The organism is Bradyrhizobium sp. Ken51 (assembly GCF_055807435.1).
The window spans coordinates 509,289-526,273 of the sequence record NZ_JBVVPB010000001.1; the positions used below are offsets into that span (position 1 = coordinate 509,289).

General features: G+C 64.1%; 15 protein-coding genes. 11 read left to right on the forward strand and 4 right to left on the reverse strand.

Annotated elements, in window-relative coordinates; translation table 11 throughout:
- Positions 1–127: 127 nt before the first annotated feature.
- From AC0L27_RS02230 to AC0L27_RS02245, 4 genes are read right to left on the reverse strand one after another with little or no spacing between them, the layout of a single operon-like run.
- Positions 128–1,123, reverse strand: a complete 996-nt coding sequence (locus AC0L27_RS02230; RefSeq protein WP_354207115.1) for an alpha/beta fold hydrolase — start codon at positions 1,121–1,123, stop codon at positions 128–130.
- 10 nt (positions 1,124–1,133) lie between these two features.
- Complete coding sequence (locus AC0L27_RS02235; protein WP_354056511.1) at positions 1,134–2,684, reverse strand: WS/DGAT/MGAT family O-acyltransferase; 1,551 nt, start codon at positions 2,682–2,684, stop codon at positions 1,134–1,136.
- A gap of 46 nt (positions 2,685–2,730) precedes the next feature.
- A complete protein-coding gene (locus AC0L27_RS02240; protein WP_354207118.1) occupies positions 2,731–3,531 on the reverse strand; it encodes a lipase family alpha/beta hydrolase in 801 nt (266 codons plus the stop codon).
- Entirely contained in the window at positions 3,531–3,788 is a 258-nt protein-coding gene (locus AC0L27_RS02245; protein WP_354207120.1) for a DUF6489 family protein, read from the reverse strand. The genes AC0L27_RS02240 and AC0L27_RS02245 overlap by 1 nt, the downstream gene beginning before the upstream one ends.
- Before the next feature lie 302 nt (positions 3,789–4,090).
- Here AC0L27_RS02245 and AC0L27_RS02250 point away from each other — a divergent pair, with 302 nt between their 5' ends.
- The 11 genes from AC0L27_RS02250 (at position 4,091) to AC0L27_RS02300 (ending at position 16,982) form a co-directional block, all read left to right on the forward strand.
- Positions 4,091–5,686, forward strand: coding sequence for an ABC transporter substrate-binding protein (locus tag AC0L27_RS02250; RefSeq protein WP_275170496.1), 1,596 nt, complete (start codon positions 4,091–4,093; stop codon positions 5,684–5,686).
- Between the two features lie 104 nt (positions 5,687–5,790).
- Positions 5,791–6,771: an ABC transporter permease gene (locus tag AC0L27_RS02255; RefSeq protein ID WP_007607877.1), complete on the forward strand. Its 981-nt coding sequence runs from the start codon at positions 5,791–5,793 to the stop codon at positions 6,769–6,771.
- A 10-nt stretch (positions 6,772–6,781) separates the two neighbouring features.
- Positions 6,782–7,753 (forward strand): ABC transporter permease, encoded by a 972-nt coding sequence (locus AC0L27_RS02260; RefSeq protein ID WP_354207123.1) that lies wholly within the window; start codon positions 6,782–6,784, stop codon positions 7,751–7,753.
- 43 nt (positions 7,754–7,796) lie between these two features.
- On the forward strand, positions 7,797–8,783 hold the full coding sequence (locus AC0L27_RS02265) for an ABC transporter ATP-binding protein (RefSeq protein ID WP_275170494.1): 987 nt from the start codon (positions 7,797–7,799) through the stop codon (positions 8,781–8,783).
- Positions 8,780–9,769, forward strand: coding sequence for an ABC transporter ATP-binding protein (locus AC0L27_RS02270; RefSeq protein ID WP_354207125.1), 990 nt, complete (start codon positions 8,780–8,782; stop codon positions 9,767–9,769). Before AC0L27_RS02265 ends, AC0L27_RS02270 begins: the two co-directional genes overlap by 4 nt.
- Positions 9,770–9,850: 81 nt before the next feature.
- Positions 9,851–11,656, forward strand: a complete 1,806-nt coding sequence (locus AC0L27_RS02275; protein WP_354207127.1) for a gamma-glutamyltransferase family protein — start codon at positions 9,851–9,853, stop codon at positions 11,654–11,656.
- Between the two features lie 9 nt (positions 11,657–11,665).
- Positions 11,666–12,376 (forward strand): DUF1028 domain-containing protein, encoded by a 711-nt coding sequence (locus AC0L27_RS02280; protein WP_275170491.1) that lies wholly within the window; start codon positions 11,666–11,668, stop codon positions 12,374–12,376.
- A complete protein-coding gene (locus AC0L27_RS02285) occupies positions 12,373–13,362 on the forward strand; it encodes an ABC transporter ATP-binding protein (RefSeq protein WP_275170490.1) in 990 nt (329 codons plus the stop codon). Before AC0L27_RS02280 ends, AC0L27_RS02285 begins: the two co-directional genes overlap by 4 nt.
- The gene (locus AC0L27_RS02290) at positions 13,362–14,462 is read left to right on the forward strand and encodes an ABC transporter ATP-binding protein (RefSeq protein WP_275170489.1); all 1,101 of its coding nucleotides are present in this window, start codon (positions 13,362–13,364) and stop codon (positions 14,460–14,462) included. The genes AC0L27_RS02285 and AC0L27_RS02290 overlap by 1 nt, the downstream gene beginning before the upstream one ends.
- 23 nt (positions 14,463–14,485) lie before the next feature.
- The gene (locus AC0L27_RS02295) at positions 14,486–16,009 is read left to right on the forward strand and encodes an ABC transporter substrate-binding protein (protein ID WP_473317889.1); all 1,524 of its coding nucleotides are present in this window, start codon (positions 14,486–14,488) and stop codon (positions 16,007–16,009) included.
- 31 nt (positions 16,010–16,040) lie between these two features.
- The gene (locus AC0L27_RS02300) at positions 16,041–16,982 is read left to right on the forward strand and encodes an ABC transporter permease (protein WP_275170487.1); all 942 of its coding nucleotides are present in this window, start codon (positions 16,041–16,043) and stop codon (positions 16,980–16,982) included.
- Positions 16,983–16,985 lie beyond the last annotated feature (3 nt).

Genomic DNA, 16,985 nt, shown 5'->3' on the forward strand with positions numbered 1-16,985 from the left:
AATGTAGTCCCCCTGCTTCAATGCCGTCATTGCGAGCGAAGCGAAGCAATCCAGAAATATGTCCGCGGAGGCAGCCTGGATTGCTTCGTCGCTTCGCTCCTCGCAATGACGAGTTCGCAATGATCAGCTAGCCAAACCGCCTTCTACGCCATTCGATCAGCTTCGCGCTGACCTCCTCCGGCTTCTCCTGCTGCGTCCAATGGCCGCTGTCCTTCACCAGATATTTCTCCAGGTCAGATACCAGCGTCTCCATGCCGTCGGCCGCCGACGGCGGCAGCACGGCATCGTTCTCGGCCATGATCATCAATGACGGCACGCGCACGTGATGGTCCAAGCCTTTCGCGCGCTCCCAATTGCGGGTGAAGTTGCGATACCAGTTGATGCCGCCGGTGAAGCCGGTTTTCGTGAACGTATCGACGAACACCTTCTTCTCGTCAGCCGACAGGATCGGTGCACGCGGATCGTGCTTTGCATCATAGGCCGCGATCATCTGCGGGAACGCCAGATTGGTCTTTGACGAGGCGCCGACACCAGCGATCGGCGGCTCCTCCGGTTTCGCCGCCGGCCGCGCCAGCGGCTTGCGCATGAACGCGTCGAACGTCTGCTCGACGCGGCTGCCGAAGATCCTGTCCGGCTCACGCGCGGGATCCTGGAATTGGACGATATACATCTGATCGCCGAAGCGTTGGCGGAACAGCGCGATCGGATCGATCGGCGCGCGGTCCCAATGCGGCGTGTTGACGCCGACCACACCGGCGACGCGCGAAGGATGCCGTAGCGGCATCTGCCAGACGACGAATCCGCCCCAGTCGTGGCCGACGAAGATCGCCTTGTCGACCCCGAGATGATCGAGTAGCCCGACCAGATCGCCGGTCAAATGCTCCATGTCGTAGTCCTCGACCGGCTCGGGCCGGTCGCTCGCGCCATAGCCGCGCTGGTCCGGCGCGATCACGCGGATGCCGGCCTCGCTCAGCGCCTTGATCTGGTGGCGCCAGGAAAATGCGAGTTCAGGCCAGCCATGGCACAGCACGATCGGCGGCTTGTCATCGGCCGGGCCGGCCTCGTAGTAGCCCATGCGTATTCCGTTCGTCTGCGCGAACTTGAGCGGCGGCATTTCAATCATCGACACATTCCTACTCCGCGGCGCCCCTGATGTCGGCCGACGGCGGCGCATAGGCCGCCTCCAGCGCGGCGAATTCTTCCGGCAGCATGTCGCACATCACCTGTACGTGCGGAATGATGTTGGCGCCCACAATGAAGCCGAAATCGAGCTGGTCGCGATAGCTCTGCACGGTGATGTTGAGCGCCTGCCCGTGCGTCGAGATCGACACCGGGAAGATGTGCAACAGCTCCGCTCCCGCGGCGTAGAGCGTCTGCCGCGGCCCCGGCACGTTGGACACCGTGATGTTCGCAGCCGGCGGCAGCACATTCGACAAATCAGAGCGGCTGTAGAGCAGCGCCATGATCTGCACGACAATCGGCGTGCCCAGCATCGAGATATTGGATATCTGCGGCATCAGTGCCCGCAGCGGATGCGACATTTCCTTGGACTTGGTCGATTGCGCGATAATGGCTTCCAGGCGTGCCTTGGGATCGTCGATGTTGGTTGCGATCGAACAGATCATGCCGAACACCTGGTTGTTGGCCTCGGTGTTGCCCTCCTCGCGCAGCGAGATCGGCACGGCAGCGGTCAACGACTTCGCCGGCAGCGTTCCGTGTTGTTGGAGGTAGCGCCGGACCACGCCGGAGGCAAGCGCCAGCACGACGTCGTTGAGCTTGCCGCCGGCCTGCTTGGCCAGCGCCTTGGATCGCGACAGCGAGATCGAGACGCCGGCGAAGCTGCGCTCGGACGAGATCGATTTGTTGAGCATGGTCGGCGGCGACACCATGCTGGCGAGGCTCTCGCGCGATTTGGGATCGGATATCTTGCCGAGCACGTCCGAGACGCTCTTGACCATGGTGGGGATGTTGCCGGCAAAGCGTACCGCACTCTCGATCTGGTACATCGCATTGTCGAACAGGATCGAACCGATGTCGCTCTTGCCGGTGCGCGGCAGTTGCAGGTTCTTCGCGGCCGCCGATGCATCGAGCGGCTGGGTGAAGAGCTGCTGGTAGGAATCGACCAGGTTCGCTGCGATGTCGCGCGGCTCCTGCCCGGGCTTCGCTCCCGCGGTCGGCGGATCGACCTTCCGCGGGATCGGCGAGATATCGTAGATCATGTTGGTCAGCGCCGCACCGGCGCCGCCATCGATGGCGGCGTGATGCATCTTCGAATAGAGTCCGATCTCGTTGTCCTTCATGCCTTCGAACACGTAGAACTCCCAGAGCGGGCGGGCTCGGTTCAAGAGCTTGGCGTGCATCCAGCCTACGATGCGTTCGAGCGTGGCGCGGTCGCGCGGCTGCGGCAGGCTGGCGCGAAAGATGTGACGGTCGATGTCGAACTGATCGTCCTCGACCCAGGAGGGATGATCGATGTCGAGCGGCGCCTTCTCCAGCCGCGCCTTGAGGATCGGCGCGATGTGCAGGCGCGAGACGATCATCGCCTTGAAATCTTCGAAGAAGTCGCCCTTGTAGTCGTCCGGCAGGCGAAAGATCGCCATGCTCCCGACATGCATCGGCATTTCCGGCGTTTCCAGATAGAGAAACGACGCGTCCAGCGACGACAGCTTTTTACCGTCAGCCATAGTTCCCTCCCGAGTATTTGACGGGCGCCTTAGGCGGCGCTTCTCGTCAGGCCGATACTGCCTGTTCCGGCGGGGCATATGCAATGGCAAACGGCCCTGCCCGGTCAAATGGCCAGAACTCCCCCTCCGGTTGCGCAAGGCGGTCTGCCACGGCCCACAGCGCTGCGGGATTCACCCCAAGCCCGATATGGCTCGCCAGGTGCACCTCGATGTTCTCGGCACGGTCGGAGGGACGCAGCAGGCAGGTCCGCCAGTTCACGATGCCGTCCGCGCGCGAATAGATCGACGTCGCCGGCACCGGAAGATCGCCGGCGATCGCCGCGCGCAGCTCGGCAAAATCCTCGACACGCTCGCCGGACATCATCTCGTAGAGCCGCGTCGCATTGGTCGCCCGCACGTCATTTGCAAAAGGGCTGCCGAGCGTGATGACGGTGCGGACCATGTCGGGTGCCTGGAGCGCGAGATCGCGCGCATAGACGCCGCCGAGACTCCATCCGACCAGGCTGACTTTGCGTCCGCTCGCAGCATGGATTTCGGCGAGACGGGCGCGCAACGAATCCCGCATCCGTCCGAACCCGCCGAAATTACGGCCCATCCGCCAGGCATGTGCCTCATAGCCGAGCTCGCTGAGATAGCGCCGCATCGGCGCCATCGAGAGGTCGCTGGCGAGGAAGCCAGGCAGCGCCAGCACCGGATGGCCATCGCCTTTGGGCGCCCGCATCAGGACCGGCGACAGCAGCAGGCTGGCGTTGAGTTCGAGCAACCCACGGGATTCGGCAAGCAGCAAAGCAAGGCCCGGCGGACGAAGCCGGCCTGGGGTCTGCGGCCCGTCCGGACCGGGCGGCATTATCTCTTCTTGTCGCCGCTGCGGGTGCCGCCGAGCCCGGCCATGGTGACGAACATGTCCTGAAACCGCTCGGCAAGCTTTGGATCGAAGGTGAACCAGCTCTGGATCAGCGATTCCGGCGAGACCTTGTCGATGTTGCTCAAGACCTGCTGCTGCAGCTTGTCCATCACCGCTGTCTGCATCGGTGCCAGATCGGGCAATCCGATGAACTGACGGGCTTCGAGGGGGGTGCAGTCGATTTCGATATTAACTTTCATGTCCCCTCCAGATGAGATTCGAGCGGCCTGCCGCAGTATCGCCGCGAGACGGTGTGCAACGCAAGCGACCTGAGGCCGGCGGCAGCCTCCGGCTTCCTCGATCGGCGGATATGGTCAATCAAAATTGCCTGCCCGCGCCCATCCATCCCTCAATGCCGGTCACCATTGCTGCACAGCGGTGCAACTTGGCGCGTTCCTTGCTGGAATGGCGCTTGCACGGGTCGAGAAGTCTGGGCAACATGGATTGGGACGCCCGCCGAACAATCAAAAATCACGGCGCGGCAGAGTTGAGAGGGTCAAGAATGTCAGTCGGTCGAACTCTGTTTGCGGCGACGCTCGCCGGTATGCTTGCGTTGACGATGTCGCCGGCGTCGAGCCAGACGCTGCGCTATGCCAACCAGGGCGACCTGAAGTCGCTTGATCCCTACTCCCTGAACGAGTCCACCACCCACGCCCATCTCGGTCACGTCTATCAGGGCCTCACCGCCCGCGACAAGGACCTCAAGATCATTCCGGCGCTGGCGGAGAGCTGGGAAACTCCGGAACCGACCCGCTGGCGCTTCCATTTGCGCAAGGGCGTAAAATTCCACAACGGCGACCCCTTCACCGCCGACGACGTGCTGTTCTCCGCCGATCGCGTTCGAAACAAAAACTCGAACATGCAGACCCGCTTGGCGCCCAACGTCAAGGTCGTCAAGGTCGACGACTACACGGTCGATTTCGTGCTGCCTTCGCCCAATCCCATCCTGCATTCGGCATGGGACGTCTGGTACATCATGGACAAGAAGTGGGCTGAGGAGAACAAGGCGGTCGAACCGACCCCGGTGTCCGCGACCTCGCCGAGCTACGCCTCACTGCACGAGAACGGTACCGGTCCCTTCATCATCGAGAGCCATCAGCCCGGCGTGAAGACCGTGTTCAAGGCCAACCCCAATTATTGGGGCAAGATGGAAGGCAACCTGAAGGAGATCATCTTCACCCCGATCGCCTCCGACGCAACCCGAGTCGCTGCGCTGCTTTCGGGCGAGGTCGATGTCATCGAGCCGGTGCCGATCCAGGACATTTCCCGCGTCGATGCGAGCCCGAATGCCCAGGTGCTGAAGGCGCCGGAGCTTCGCACCATCTTCATCGGATTCGACACGGTTCGCGACGAGTTGCTCTATTCCAACATCAAGGGCAAGAACCCGTTCAAGGACGTCAAGGTGCGGGAGGCGTTCTACAAGGCGATCGATATCGAGCTGATCAAGACGCGCGTGATGCGGGGACTGTCGACACCGTCGGCACTGATGATCGCGCCGGAGCTGTTCGCACTGTCCAAGGAGTTCACGCGTCCCAAATTCGATCCTGACGGCGCCAAGAAGCTCCTGACCGAGGCCGGCTACCCCGACGGCTTCGAGGTCACCATGGATTGCCCGAACGACCGCTACGTCAATGACGCCGCGATTTGCCAGGCTGTGGTCGGCATGCTTGCGCGCATCGGCGTCAAGATCAACCTCCTGGCACAACCCAAGGCGCAGTACTTCGCCAAGGTTCTGAAGCAGGGTGGCTACCAGACCTCTTTCTTTATGCTGGGCTGGACGCCGAGCACGATGGACTCCCACAATGTGCTGAACGACATCATGGGGTGCCGTGACGACGCGAAATCCTCGCGGGGCGAAGCCAATCTTGGCGGCTATTGCAACAAGGAATTCGACGCCATCACCGACAAGGTGCTGGTCGAAACCGACACCGCCAAACGCAATCAGCTGATCAAGCAGGCGTATGAGATCAGCATCAAGGACTGGGCCTATATTCCGCTGCACCAGCAGGCGCTGGCCTGGGGCGTATCGAAAAAGGTCAACCTGCCGCAGCGCGCCGACAATCTGGTCATGTTCCACTGGGCGACCAAGAAGGAATAGCGTCAGTCGAATACGAGGTCCCGGCAGCGTCAGGCTTCCGGGACCTTTCCTTTTCCGGCTGACAAAGACGTCGGCCGGACGCACACTCAAGGAAAGTGGAAGGCATGCTCGCTTTCACTCTTCGCCGGGCCGTTCAGGCCATCGGCGTCATGTTCGCCGTCGGCATCATCGCGTTCTCGATGTTCCGCTTCGCCGGCGACCCCATCAATCAGATCGTCTCGCTCGATACGCCGGCGGCCGAACGCGCAGCCGTGCGCAAGTCGCTGGGCCTCGATGATCCCGTGCCGGTGCAGTTCGTGCGCTATTTCGCCGATGCAGCGCAATTCAAGTTCGGCGTCTCCTATCAGTTCCGGCAGCCGGTCTCGACGCTGTTGATGGAGCGTATGCCTGCGACGCTGGAACTCGCGATCTGCGCGACCGTCTTTGCAATGGTGTCGGGCATCCTGATGGGCGTCTATTCGGCGCTCAGGCGCGACACCCTGCTCGCCAAATTATTCCAGGCGGTTTCGCTGATCGGCATCTCGCTGCCGACTTTCCTGATCGGCATCCTTCTGATCTATCTGTTCGCGGTGACGTTGGGCTGGTTGCCGTCGTTCGGCCGCGGCGAGGTCGTCAAGCTCGGCTGGTGGACCACGGGCCTGCTCACATTGTCGGGCCTGAAGGCGCTGATCATGCCCTCGATCACGCTCGGGCTGTTCCAGATGACGCTGATCATGCGGCTGGTGCGCGCGGAGATGCTGGAAGTGCTTCGGACCGATTATATCCGCTTTGCCCGCGCCCGCGGGCTGACGACCCGTGCCATCCACTTCGGGCACGCGCTGAAGAACACGCTGATTCCCGTGATCACGGTGGCGGGCCTGCAGTTTGGCTCGGTTATTGCATTTTCGATCATCACCGAAACTGTGTTCCAATGGCCCGGCATGGGACTTCTGTTCGTGCAGGCCGTGCAAAACGTCGATATCCCGATTATGGCCGCCTACCTGCTGATGGTCTCGCTGATTTTCGTCACCATCAATCTGGTGGTGGACATTCTCTACACCGTCGTCGATCCGCGCCTGCGCGCGACCGTCGGCCGCGCCACATAAGGCAGCCTGCATGTCCGAAGTGGTCGCCTCCAATCCCGACAAGCCGAGCACGCTGCCGACGCATGCCGCCCGTAGCTGGTTCAGCCGCGCACTCGACAGCGACATCTTGTATTCGTTTCGCCGATCCAAGCTGACCATGGTGGCGGCAGCCATTACCGTGCTGTTCTTCCTGCTCGCGATCTTTGCCTCCGCGCTCGCGGTCCAGGACCCGTTCGATCCGGCTCAGCTCCAACTGATGAATTCCCGGATTTCACCGCTCTGGACCGCCGAGGGGCAGAGCCCGTTCCTGCTCGGCACCGACGAGCAGGGCCGCGACGTGTTCTCCGCCATTCTCTACGGGTTGCGGATCTCGCTCGCGGTCGGTGTGGCCGGCGTGATCTTCGCCGGCGCGCTCGGCATCGCGCTTGGCCTGATCGCCGGCTATTTCGGCGGCGCGGTGGACGGCGTGATCATGCGGATCGCCGACGTGCAACTCACTTTCCCCGCCATCCTGATCGCGCTGCTGGTCAACGGCATCGCGAAATCCATCCTCGGCAACCGGCTGGATGCAACCAGCATGCTGGTCGTGCTGGTGATCTCGATCGGCCTGAGTTTCTGGGTGGGGTATGCGCGGACGGTACGCGGCTCCGTGATGGTCGAGAAGAACAAGGATTACGTGGCTGCCGCGCAACTGATCGGCCTTCCCGCCCCAAAGATCATGTTCCGCCATGTGCTGCCAAACACGATGGGCCCGATCCTGGTCATCGCCACGATCAACCTCGCGCTCGCCATCATCACCGAGGCGACGCTGTCCTTCCTCGGCGTCGGCCTGCCCGACACAATGCCCTCGCTCGGCACGTTGATCCGCATCGGCAACAACTACCTGTTCGCGGGCGAATGGTGGATCGTGGCCTTCCCTGGTATCGCGCTCGCCAGTTTGATCCTGTCGATCAACCTGCTCGGCGACTGGCTGCGCGACGCGCTCAACCCGAAGCTCCGATGAGCAGAACTTCGATGACCAAAATTTCGACGAGAGCGTCTCGCTCATGACCGACCCCATTCTCTCCGTGCGTAATCTTCAGGTCGAATTCGCCTCCCGTCGCGGCACGCTGCGCGCAATCGACGGCGTCTCCTTCGACATCGCCAAGGGCGAGGTCCTCGGCGTGGTCGGCGAATCCGGCGCCGGCAAGTCGGTCACGGGTCTGGCCGTGATCGGCCTGATCGATCCGCCCGGCCGCATCGCCGGCGGCGAGATTCGTCTTGCGGGCCTTCGCATCGACAATTTACCGCCGGAGGAGATGCGTCGTATCCGGGGAAAACGGATCGGCATGATCTTCCAGGATCCGCTCACCTCGCTCAATCCGCTCTATCGCGTCGGCGACCAGCTCATCGAGACGATCAGAACCCATCTGAACCTGTCCGAGACCGCCGCCCGGCGCCGCGCCATCGATCTGCTCGCCGAGGTCGGCATTCCCGCGCCCGAAAAGCGCATCGACGGCTATCCGCACGAATTCTCCGGTGGCATGCGCCAGCGCGTGGTCATTGCGCTCGCGATTTGCGCCGAACCCGAGCTGATCATCGCGGACGAGCCGACCACCGCGCTCGACGTCTCCGTACAGGCGCAGATCATCTCGCTCATCAAGCGACTCGGACGCGACCACGGCACCGCCGTGATGCTGGTGACGCACGACATGGGCGTCATCGCGGAGGCGTCCGATCGTGTCGCGGTGATGTATGCCGGCCGCGTCGCCGAGATCGGTCCAGTGCAGGACGTCGTCAGGAACCCGCTGCACCCCTATGCCAAGGGCTTGATGGGCGCCATCCCGACCCTTGCCGGCGACGACAAGCGTCTGGTGCAGATCCCCGGCTCCATGCCGCGCCTGTCGGCGATCCCGCGTGGCTGTTCGTTCAATCCGCGCTGCGCGTTCGCATTCGATCGGTGCCGCGTGGAGAGACCGGAGCCGCTGCCGCGCGGCACGCAATCCGTCGCCTGCCACCTCTATGACAGCGTGCCGGCGGAGAGCGCGGCATGAGCGCTTCCTTCGTCCAGGCCACAAATCTGCGGCGCGTCTTCGACGTCTCGAAACCCTGGCTCAACCGCGTTCTCGAGGGCGGCCATCTCGAATACCTCAAAGCTGTCGACGGCGTCACCTTCGACATCAGGAAGGGCGAGACCTTCGCGCTGGTCGGCGAGTCCGGCTCGGGCAAGACCACGGTGGCGCGGATGGTCGTCGGCCTGCTGCCGCCGAGCTCCGGCGACGTGCTGATCGACGGCGTCTCGATGACCGACCCACGGCAGGCACCGGCACGCCGAAAGCTCCGCCGCCGCATCCAGATGATCTTTCAGGATCCCTATGCGAGCCTGAACCCACGCTTCCGGGTCGACGCCATCATCTCCGAGCCGATCCGTGCTTTCGACCTGATCGAGGGCGAGCGCGACATCCAGGCGCGCGTCGGAGAGCTTCTCACCCTGGTCGGCCTGCATCCCGACGACAGGTTGAAATTTCCGCACGAATTCTCGGGCGGCCAGCGTCAGCGCATCGCGATCGCGCGCGCGCTCGCCTCCGACGCAGAGTTCATCGTTTGCGACGAGCCAACCTCCGCGCTCGACGTCTCCGTGCAGGCGCAGATCCTGAACCTGATGCGCGACCTCCAGGACAAGTTCGGCCTGACCTACATGTTCATCAGCCACAACCTTGCCGTGGTCCGCCACATGGCGAGCCGCGTCGGCGTGATGTATCTCGGCCGCATCGTCGAGATCGCGGAAGGACGCGAGCTGTTTGCCCGGCCGCGCATGCCCTACACCAAGATGCTGCTCGGCGCCGTGCCCGATCTTGCCATGAGCGGCCGCCAGCGCATTCCGGTCAAGGGCGAGATCCCGAACCCGATCAATCCGCCGCCCGGGTGCGCCTTCAATCCGCGCTGCCCGCTGGCATTCGATCTCTGCCGCAAGGAAGCACCTGAATTGATCGACGGCGTCGCCTGCCACGCAGTCAACACCGCGCCGGTACCGGCGTGACGCGCGCGTGCCATGCAGCCTGCGCATTTGGCGGCGGCCTGGCCCTGTGATCAATTGCGCGCGCCGCAAATGAGGTAGTCCATGGCCAGCATCGTCAATCCCGATCCCTTCACGACACGCCCCGAGATCGAGGGCACCTTCGGGGTCGTCGCGACCACGCACTGGATCGCGACCGCTATCGGCATGGCTATCCTGGAAAAGGGCGGCAACGCTTTTGACGCCGGCGTCGCCACCGCTTTCACGCTCCAGGTGGTCGAGCCGCATCTGAACGGCCCCGGCGGCGACGTTCCGATCATCGTGCACGACGTGAAGCGCGGCCGCACCGAGGTGATCTGCGGCCAAGGTCCCGCCCCGGCCCGCGCCACCATCGCGCATTACAAGAACGAAGGCCTCGACATGGTGCCTGGCACCGGCCTGCTCGCGGCCTGCGTCCCCGGCACCTTCGAGTCCTGGATGATGCTGCTGCGTGACTACGGCACGATGCGCGTGCGCGACGTGCTGGAGCCCGCGATCTCCTATGCGCGCGACGGCTATCCGCTGGTCGAGCGCGCCTGCGCCACGATCCAAACCGTCGAGCAATTATTCCGCAAGCACTGGCCGACGTCAGCCGCCGTCTATCTCCCGAACGGCGAAGTGCCAAAACCCGGCACGCTCTTCACCAACAAGACACTTGCAGCGACCTACGCACGAATCCTGGGCGAGGCCGAAAGCGGCGGCGGCGGTCGCGACGCCGAGATCGAGCGCGCACGCAAGGCCTGGTCGCAGGGCTTCGTTGCGGAAGCCATCGACAAATTCTGCCGGACGCAGGAGGTGATGGACGTCAGCGGTTCGCCGCATCGCGGTGTGCTGTCGGCCGATGACATGGCGCGCTGGCAGCCGACGGTCGAGGCCCCGCTCACCTACGATTATGGCCGCTACACTGTCTGCAAGGCAGGGGTCTGGAGCCAGGGACCGGTGACGCTGCAGCAGCTCGCGCTGCTGAAGGGTTTTGCGCTCGATGGGCTCGACCCGACCGGGCCGGAATTCATCCATCTCCAGATCGAATGCGCCAAGCTCGCCTTCGCCGACCGCGAAAAATTCTACGGCGACCCTGAGTTCAGCGAGATCCCGATCGGAACGCTGCTGTCGGATGCCTACAACAACGAGCGCCGCAAGCTCGTCACCGACAAGGCTTCGCTCGATCTCCGGCCTGGTGCGGTCGAGGGCTTCGGCGGCGTCGTCAAGTTGCGCCGCGCCGAAGGCCAACGCGAGGCCGTCGGCGCGCTCGGCGCCGGCGAACCAACCGTGGGGCGCTTCGGCGAGGTGCGCGGCGACACCGTGCATTTCGACATCATCGACAAGGCTGGCAACATGGTGTCGTCGACGCCGTCGGGAGGCTGGCTGCAATCCTCACCTGTCATTCCCGAGCTGGGTTTCTGCCTCGGCAGCCGCGCACAAATGTTCGATTTGGAGGAGAATCAACCGAGCTCGCTCGCGCCGGGCAAGCGGCCGCGCACCACGCTGTCCCCAACCATGGCATTGCGCGACGGCGAGCCTTATCTCGCCTGGGGCTCGCCCGGCGGCGACCAGCAGGATCAATGGATCACGCAGTTTTTCCTGCGGCACGTCCATTGCAACCTCAATCTCCAGGAGGCGATTGACGCCCCGGCCTGGCACTCCGAGCATTTCCCGATCTCGTTCTGGCCTCGAACCGCGCGCCCCGGCGTGCTCGTGGTCGAGAACCGTGTGCCGAAAGCGACGATCGACAATCTTCGCGAACGCGGACATATCGTCGAGGTCGGACCGGACTGGTCGGAAGGCCGCCTCACCGCGGCCTCGCGCGTCGGACCGCGCCGCCGCGCCGCCGCCAATCCGCGCGGCATGCAGGGCTACGCCGCAGGGCGCTAAAGGCAACACATGACCTGGTCGATCATCGCGCGCGATTCCGCTACCGGCCAGTTCGGCATCGCTGTTGCCACGCGCTTCTTCGCCGTCGGCGCGCGTGTCCCCTACATTGCGGCGGGCCTTGGTGCTATTGCGACGCAGGCCTTCGTCAACCCCTATTACGGCATCGACGGCCTCAAGCTGCTGCGTGAGGGTCTCAACGCCCACGACGTGCTTGCCGCCCTGCTCGCGACCGACGATGGCCGCGAGAGCCGCCAGATCCACATCATGGACGCCAGCGGCGCGATTGCCGCGCATACCGGGCGCGACTGCGTCGATTGGTGCGGGCACATTGCGGGCAGCGGCTTCTCGATCGCGGGCAACATGCTCGCGGGCGCCGATGTGCTCGACGAGACCACAAAAACCTATATCGCCAATGACAGCCTGCCCTTCCCACGCCGCCTGCTCGTCGCGATGCGCGGGGGCGAAGCCGCCGGCGGCGACAAGCGCGGCAAGCAGTCCGCCGCGCTCCTGATCCACGGCGAGGAGGAATGGCCGGCGCTGGACATCCGCGCCGACGATCATCCCGATCCGCTCGGCGAGCTCGAGCGGCTCGAACGCGTCAGCCAGGAGCTCTGGGTCCACTTCCGCGCCTCCATGCCGACGCGGCAGAACCCGGCCGGCAACACCGATCGCAGCGTCATCGACGCCAGCATTGCCGCAGCGCGCGCAAAACGATCATGAACCCGAGCCCCCTCATCGAGATCAGCGAACTGCGTATTCGTTTTCACGGCGACGACGGCCGCATCACCCACGCGGTCGACGGCGTCGATCTCAGCGTCGCCAATGGCGCGACGCTCGGCCTCGTCGGCGAATCCGGCTGCGGCAAGAGCGTGACGTCGCTGGCGATCATGGGCCTGCTGCCGAAACAGAGCGCGGAAATCTCCGGCGCGATCCGCTTCGACGGTTTCGACCTGCTCAAGACGTCGGACCAGACGCTGCGCGACCTCCGCGGCAACCGGCTCGCGATGATCTTTCAGGAGCCGATGACCTCGCTCAATCCGAGCTTCACCATCGGCGATCAGATCGTCGAGACGATTCTGCGCCACCGCGGCGGCTCGCGCAGGAGTGCGCGCGAGCGGACGATCGATCTGCTGCGTCGCGTCCACATCCCCTCGCCCGAGCGGCGGATCGACGAATATCCGCACAAGCTCTCCGGCGGCATGCGCCAGCGCGTCATGATCGCGATGGCGCTCGCCTGCGACCCGCGGCTGCTGATCGCGGACGAGCCGACCACCGCGCTCGATGTCACCCTTCAGGCCCAGATCCTGGAGCTGATGCGCGAGTTGAAGGCGGCGAGCGGCGCGGCCATCATCCTGATCACCCACGATCTCGGTGTCGTCGCCGAAGTCTGCGACGAGGTCGCGGTGATGTATGCTGGCGAGATCGTCGAGCGCGCGGCGGTGGACGAGCTGTTCTCGGCGCCGCAGCATCCCTACACCGTCGGCCTGCTCGGCTCGATCCCGCGGCTCGACCATCGCGCCGAACAGCTTGCCACGATCGAGGGCATGGTCCCGAACATGGCGCAGCCGCCCGCGGGATGCCGCTTCGCCGCACGCTGCCCTTTCGTGCTGGACGCCTGCACCAAGGCGCCGCCGCCGCTGGTCGAAGTCAGTCCCGGCCACCTCTCGCGCTGCATCCGCGCGCCGCTCGAACGTCTGGTGTCGTGATGGCGCTCCTCGAGGTCGATGGCCTGGTCAAGCATTTCGTCGCCGAGCGTTCGCTGTTCGGCCGGGCGCTGGCGCATGTCAAAGCCGTCGATGGCGTTTCCTTCTCGCTCGATGCCGGCAAGACGCTGGCGCTGGTCGGCGAATCCGGTTGCGGCAAATCCACCGTCAGCCGCCTCGTGCTGCGGCTGATCGAGCCGGATGCAGGCACGATCCGTTTCGAAGGCCGCGATCTGCTCGCCTTCGACGCCGGCGCGCTGCGCGCCTTTCGCCGCGAGGCCCAGATCATCTTTCAGGATCCCTACGCCTCGCTCAATCCGCGCATGACCGTCGGCCAGATCCTGACCGAGCCGCTGGCGCTGCACAATCTGGTGCCGCCCGCCCGACGGCGCGAACGCGTCGAGGAGATTCTGCGGCTGGTCGGGCTGGAGCCGCGGCTGGCGCGGCGTTACCCGCACGAGTTCTCCGGCGGCCAGCGTCAGCGCATCGCCATCGCCCGCGCCCTCGCGGTCGAGCCGAAACTGATCATCTGCGATGAGCCGGTCTCGGCGCTCGACGTCTCGATCCGCTCGCAGATCCTCAATCTGCTGCGCGAGCTCCAGCACCGGCTTGGGCTGGCCTACATTTTCGTCTCGCACGACCTCGCGGTGGTCAAGCACATCGCCGACCACGTGGCGGTGATGAATCTCGGCCAGATCGTCGAAACGGCGGCCGCGGACGCACTGTTCGCCGCGCCCCGCCATCCCTATAGCCGGGCGCTGTTGTCGGCGATCCCCGTGCCTAAACCGCGGGCAAAGCGCAGCCGGATTGTGCTGCAGGGAGAGATTCCCAGCGCGCTCAATCCGCCGCCGGGATGCCGCTTCCACACCCGCTGCCCCTACGTCGTCGACCGTTGCCGCAGCGAAATGCCTCAGCTCGTGCGGGATGGCATCGGACATGCAACGGCATGCCACCGAACGTCGGAACTGCCGTCGTCCGAGGCAATCGTCCCGACGGACGGCGGCTTCTCCCCGGTTCTCGAAAAATTGGTCGCCGCCTTCAGCGGCGGCCCGGAAGCAGTCCGCGGCAGCGGGGTTAGTTCATTGGGAACGAACCCGGCATAGCCGTAAAACAGAGGTTGAGAGCGATGAGTCCTATGCGTTTGGCACTCCTGGCGTCGGCATTGCTGACGTCGCTCATAGGCGCGGCCCAAGCCCAGGCCCAGGCCCAGACCACGCTTCGCATCGGCATCGCCGAGGATCCTGACATCCTCGATCCCAGCATCGGCCGCACCTATGTCGGCCGCATCGTGTTCTCCGCCTTCTGCGACAAGCTGTTCGACATCGACGAGAAGCTCAACATCGTGCCGCAGCTCGCGCTGTCTCATGAGACCTCGGCCGACGGCAAGGAGATGACGGTCAAGCTGCGGCCCAACGTGAAATTCCACGATGGCGAGCCGCTCGACGCGGAAGCGGCAAAGTTCTCGATCGAGCGTCACATGACGCTGCCGGGTTCGTTCCGCAAGTCCGAGCTTGCCAGCGTCGACCACGTCGAGGTCGTCGATCCCCTGACCATCAAGCTGGTACTCAAGACGCCTTACTCCCCGCTGATCGCCCAGCTGACCGACCGTTCCGGCATGATGGTGTCGCCGAAGGCCGCCAAGGAGGCCGGCGACAAGTTCGGCCTGCATCCGGTCTGCGCCGGTCCCTACAAATTCGTCGAGCGCGTGCAGCAGGACCGCATGGTGTTCGAGAGATTCGCCGACTACTGGAACAAGGACAACATCCATATCGACCGCGTCGTGTTCCTGCCGATCGTGGACGCCACGGTGCGCCTCGCCAACCTGAAGTCCGGTGGGCTCGATCTGATCGAGCGCGTGCTCGCCACCGACATCAAGGACGTGCGCGCGGATTCGCGGCTCGTGCTGTCGACGGCACCGGAGCTCGGCTATCTCGGCCTCACGGTCAATATTGGCAACGACAAGAGCAAGGGGCCGCTGAGCCAATCGGCGAAGGTCCGCCAGGCGCTCGATCTGTCGATCGATCGCGAGGCCCTCAACCAGGTCGTCTTCAACGGCGAGTTCACGCCGGGCAATCAATGGGTCAGCCCCACCCATCCCTACTACCAGAAAGCGTTTCCGGTTCGTGGCCGCGACATCGCGAAGGCCAAGGCGCTTCTGAAGGAAGCCGGCGTCACTTCGCCAGTGACAGTCGACTACATGATTCCCAAAGGCGCGGAGAATGAAGCCGTTGCCCAAGTCGTCCAGTCGATGGCCGCGGAAGCGGGCTTCGATATCAAGATCCGCGCGGTCGAATTCGCGACCACCTTCAAGCAGGCCCAGGCCGGCGAGTTCCAGATCTTCCAGATTAACTGGAGCGGCCGCATCGACCCAGACGGCAACTCCTATATCTTCATGCGCAGCAAGGCACCGCAGAACGATGGCGTCTATTCGAATCCGGAGACCGATAAGCTGCTGGAAGAAGGAAGGCTGACCGCCAATGTCGCGGAGCGCAAAGCGATCTACGAAAAGATGGCCAAGATCCTGCTCGACGATTTGCCGATCATCTACGTCTACCACCGCACGCTTCTGATTGCGCACACGACCAAGCTCCAGGGTTATAGGCAGATGCCCGACGGGCTGGTGCGCGTGGTCGGGCTGAAGTTCAAGTGAGCACGGCGTCGCCTGACATGCGGCCGGCGCCATGCTGAATTTCCTCGCCCGCCGCATTGCGCAGATCGTGCCGACACTTTTCTTCGTGTCGGTGCTGATCTTCTCGCTGCAGCAATTGTTGCCGGGCGATCCGGCCCTGGTGATGGCCGGCGAGGAGCGCGATCCCGCCGTGATCGAGCAGATCCGCCAGCAATACCGGCTCGATCAGCCGATCCCCGTGCAGTACGTCTACTGGCTCAAGGGAGTCCTGACCGGCAATTTCGGAGAGTCGCTGCGCAACAAGATGCCGGTGCGCGAGCTGATCGCGCAGAAGCTGCCGGTGACGCTCCAGCTCGGCTCGATGGCAATGTTGATCGCGCTCCTGATTGGCATTCCCGCCGGCATCGTCTCCGCCGTGAAAAAGGGCACCGTCTGGGACTATGGCGCCAATTTATTCGCGCTGTGGGGCATCTCGACGCCGAATTTCTGGCTCGGCATCATGCTCATCTTCCTGTTCTCGATCGAACTCGGCTGGCTGCCGGCGTCCGGTTACGTACCGCTGACCGAGAACTGGCGTGCGAGCCTCGCCGCCACCATCATGCCGGCCTTCGTGCTCGGCAACGCGATTTCCGCGGTCCTGATGCGGCACACCCGGAGCGCCATGCTCCAGGTGCTGGAAAGCGACTACGTCCGCACCGCACGCGCCAAGGGATTGTCCGAACGCTCGGTCATCCTCAAGCACGCCATGCGCAACGCACTCACGCCGATCATCACGCTCGGCGCGCTCGAGCTCGGCACGCTGTTGTCGGGGGCGGTTCTGACCGAGCAGATCTTCTCCATTCCCGGCTTCGGCAAACTGATCGTGGATGCCGTGTTCAACCGCGACTACGCGGTGGTACAGGGCGTCGTGCTGGTGACGGCGACGGTCTACATCGCGCTGAACCTGGTTGCCGATGTCGCCTACATCCTCGTCAATCCGCGGCTGCGGGGCTAGACT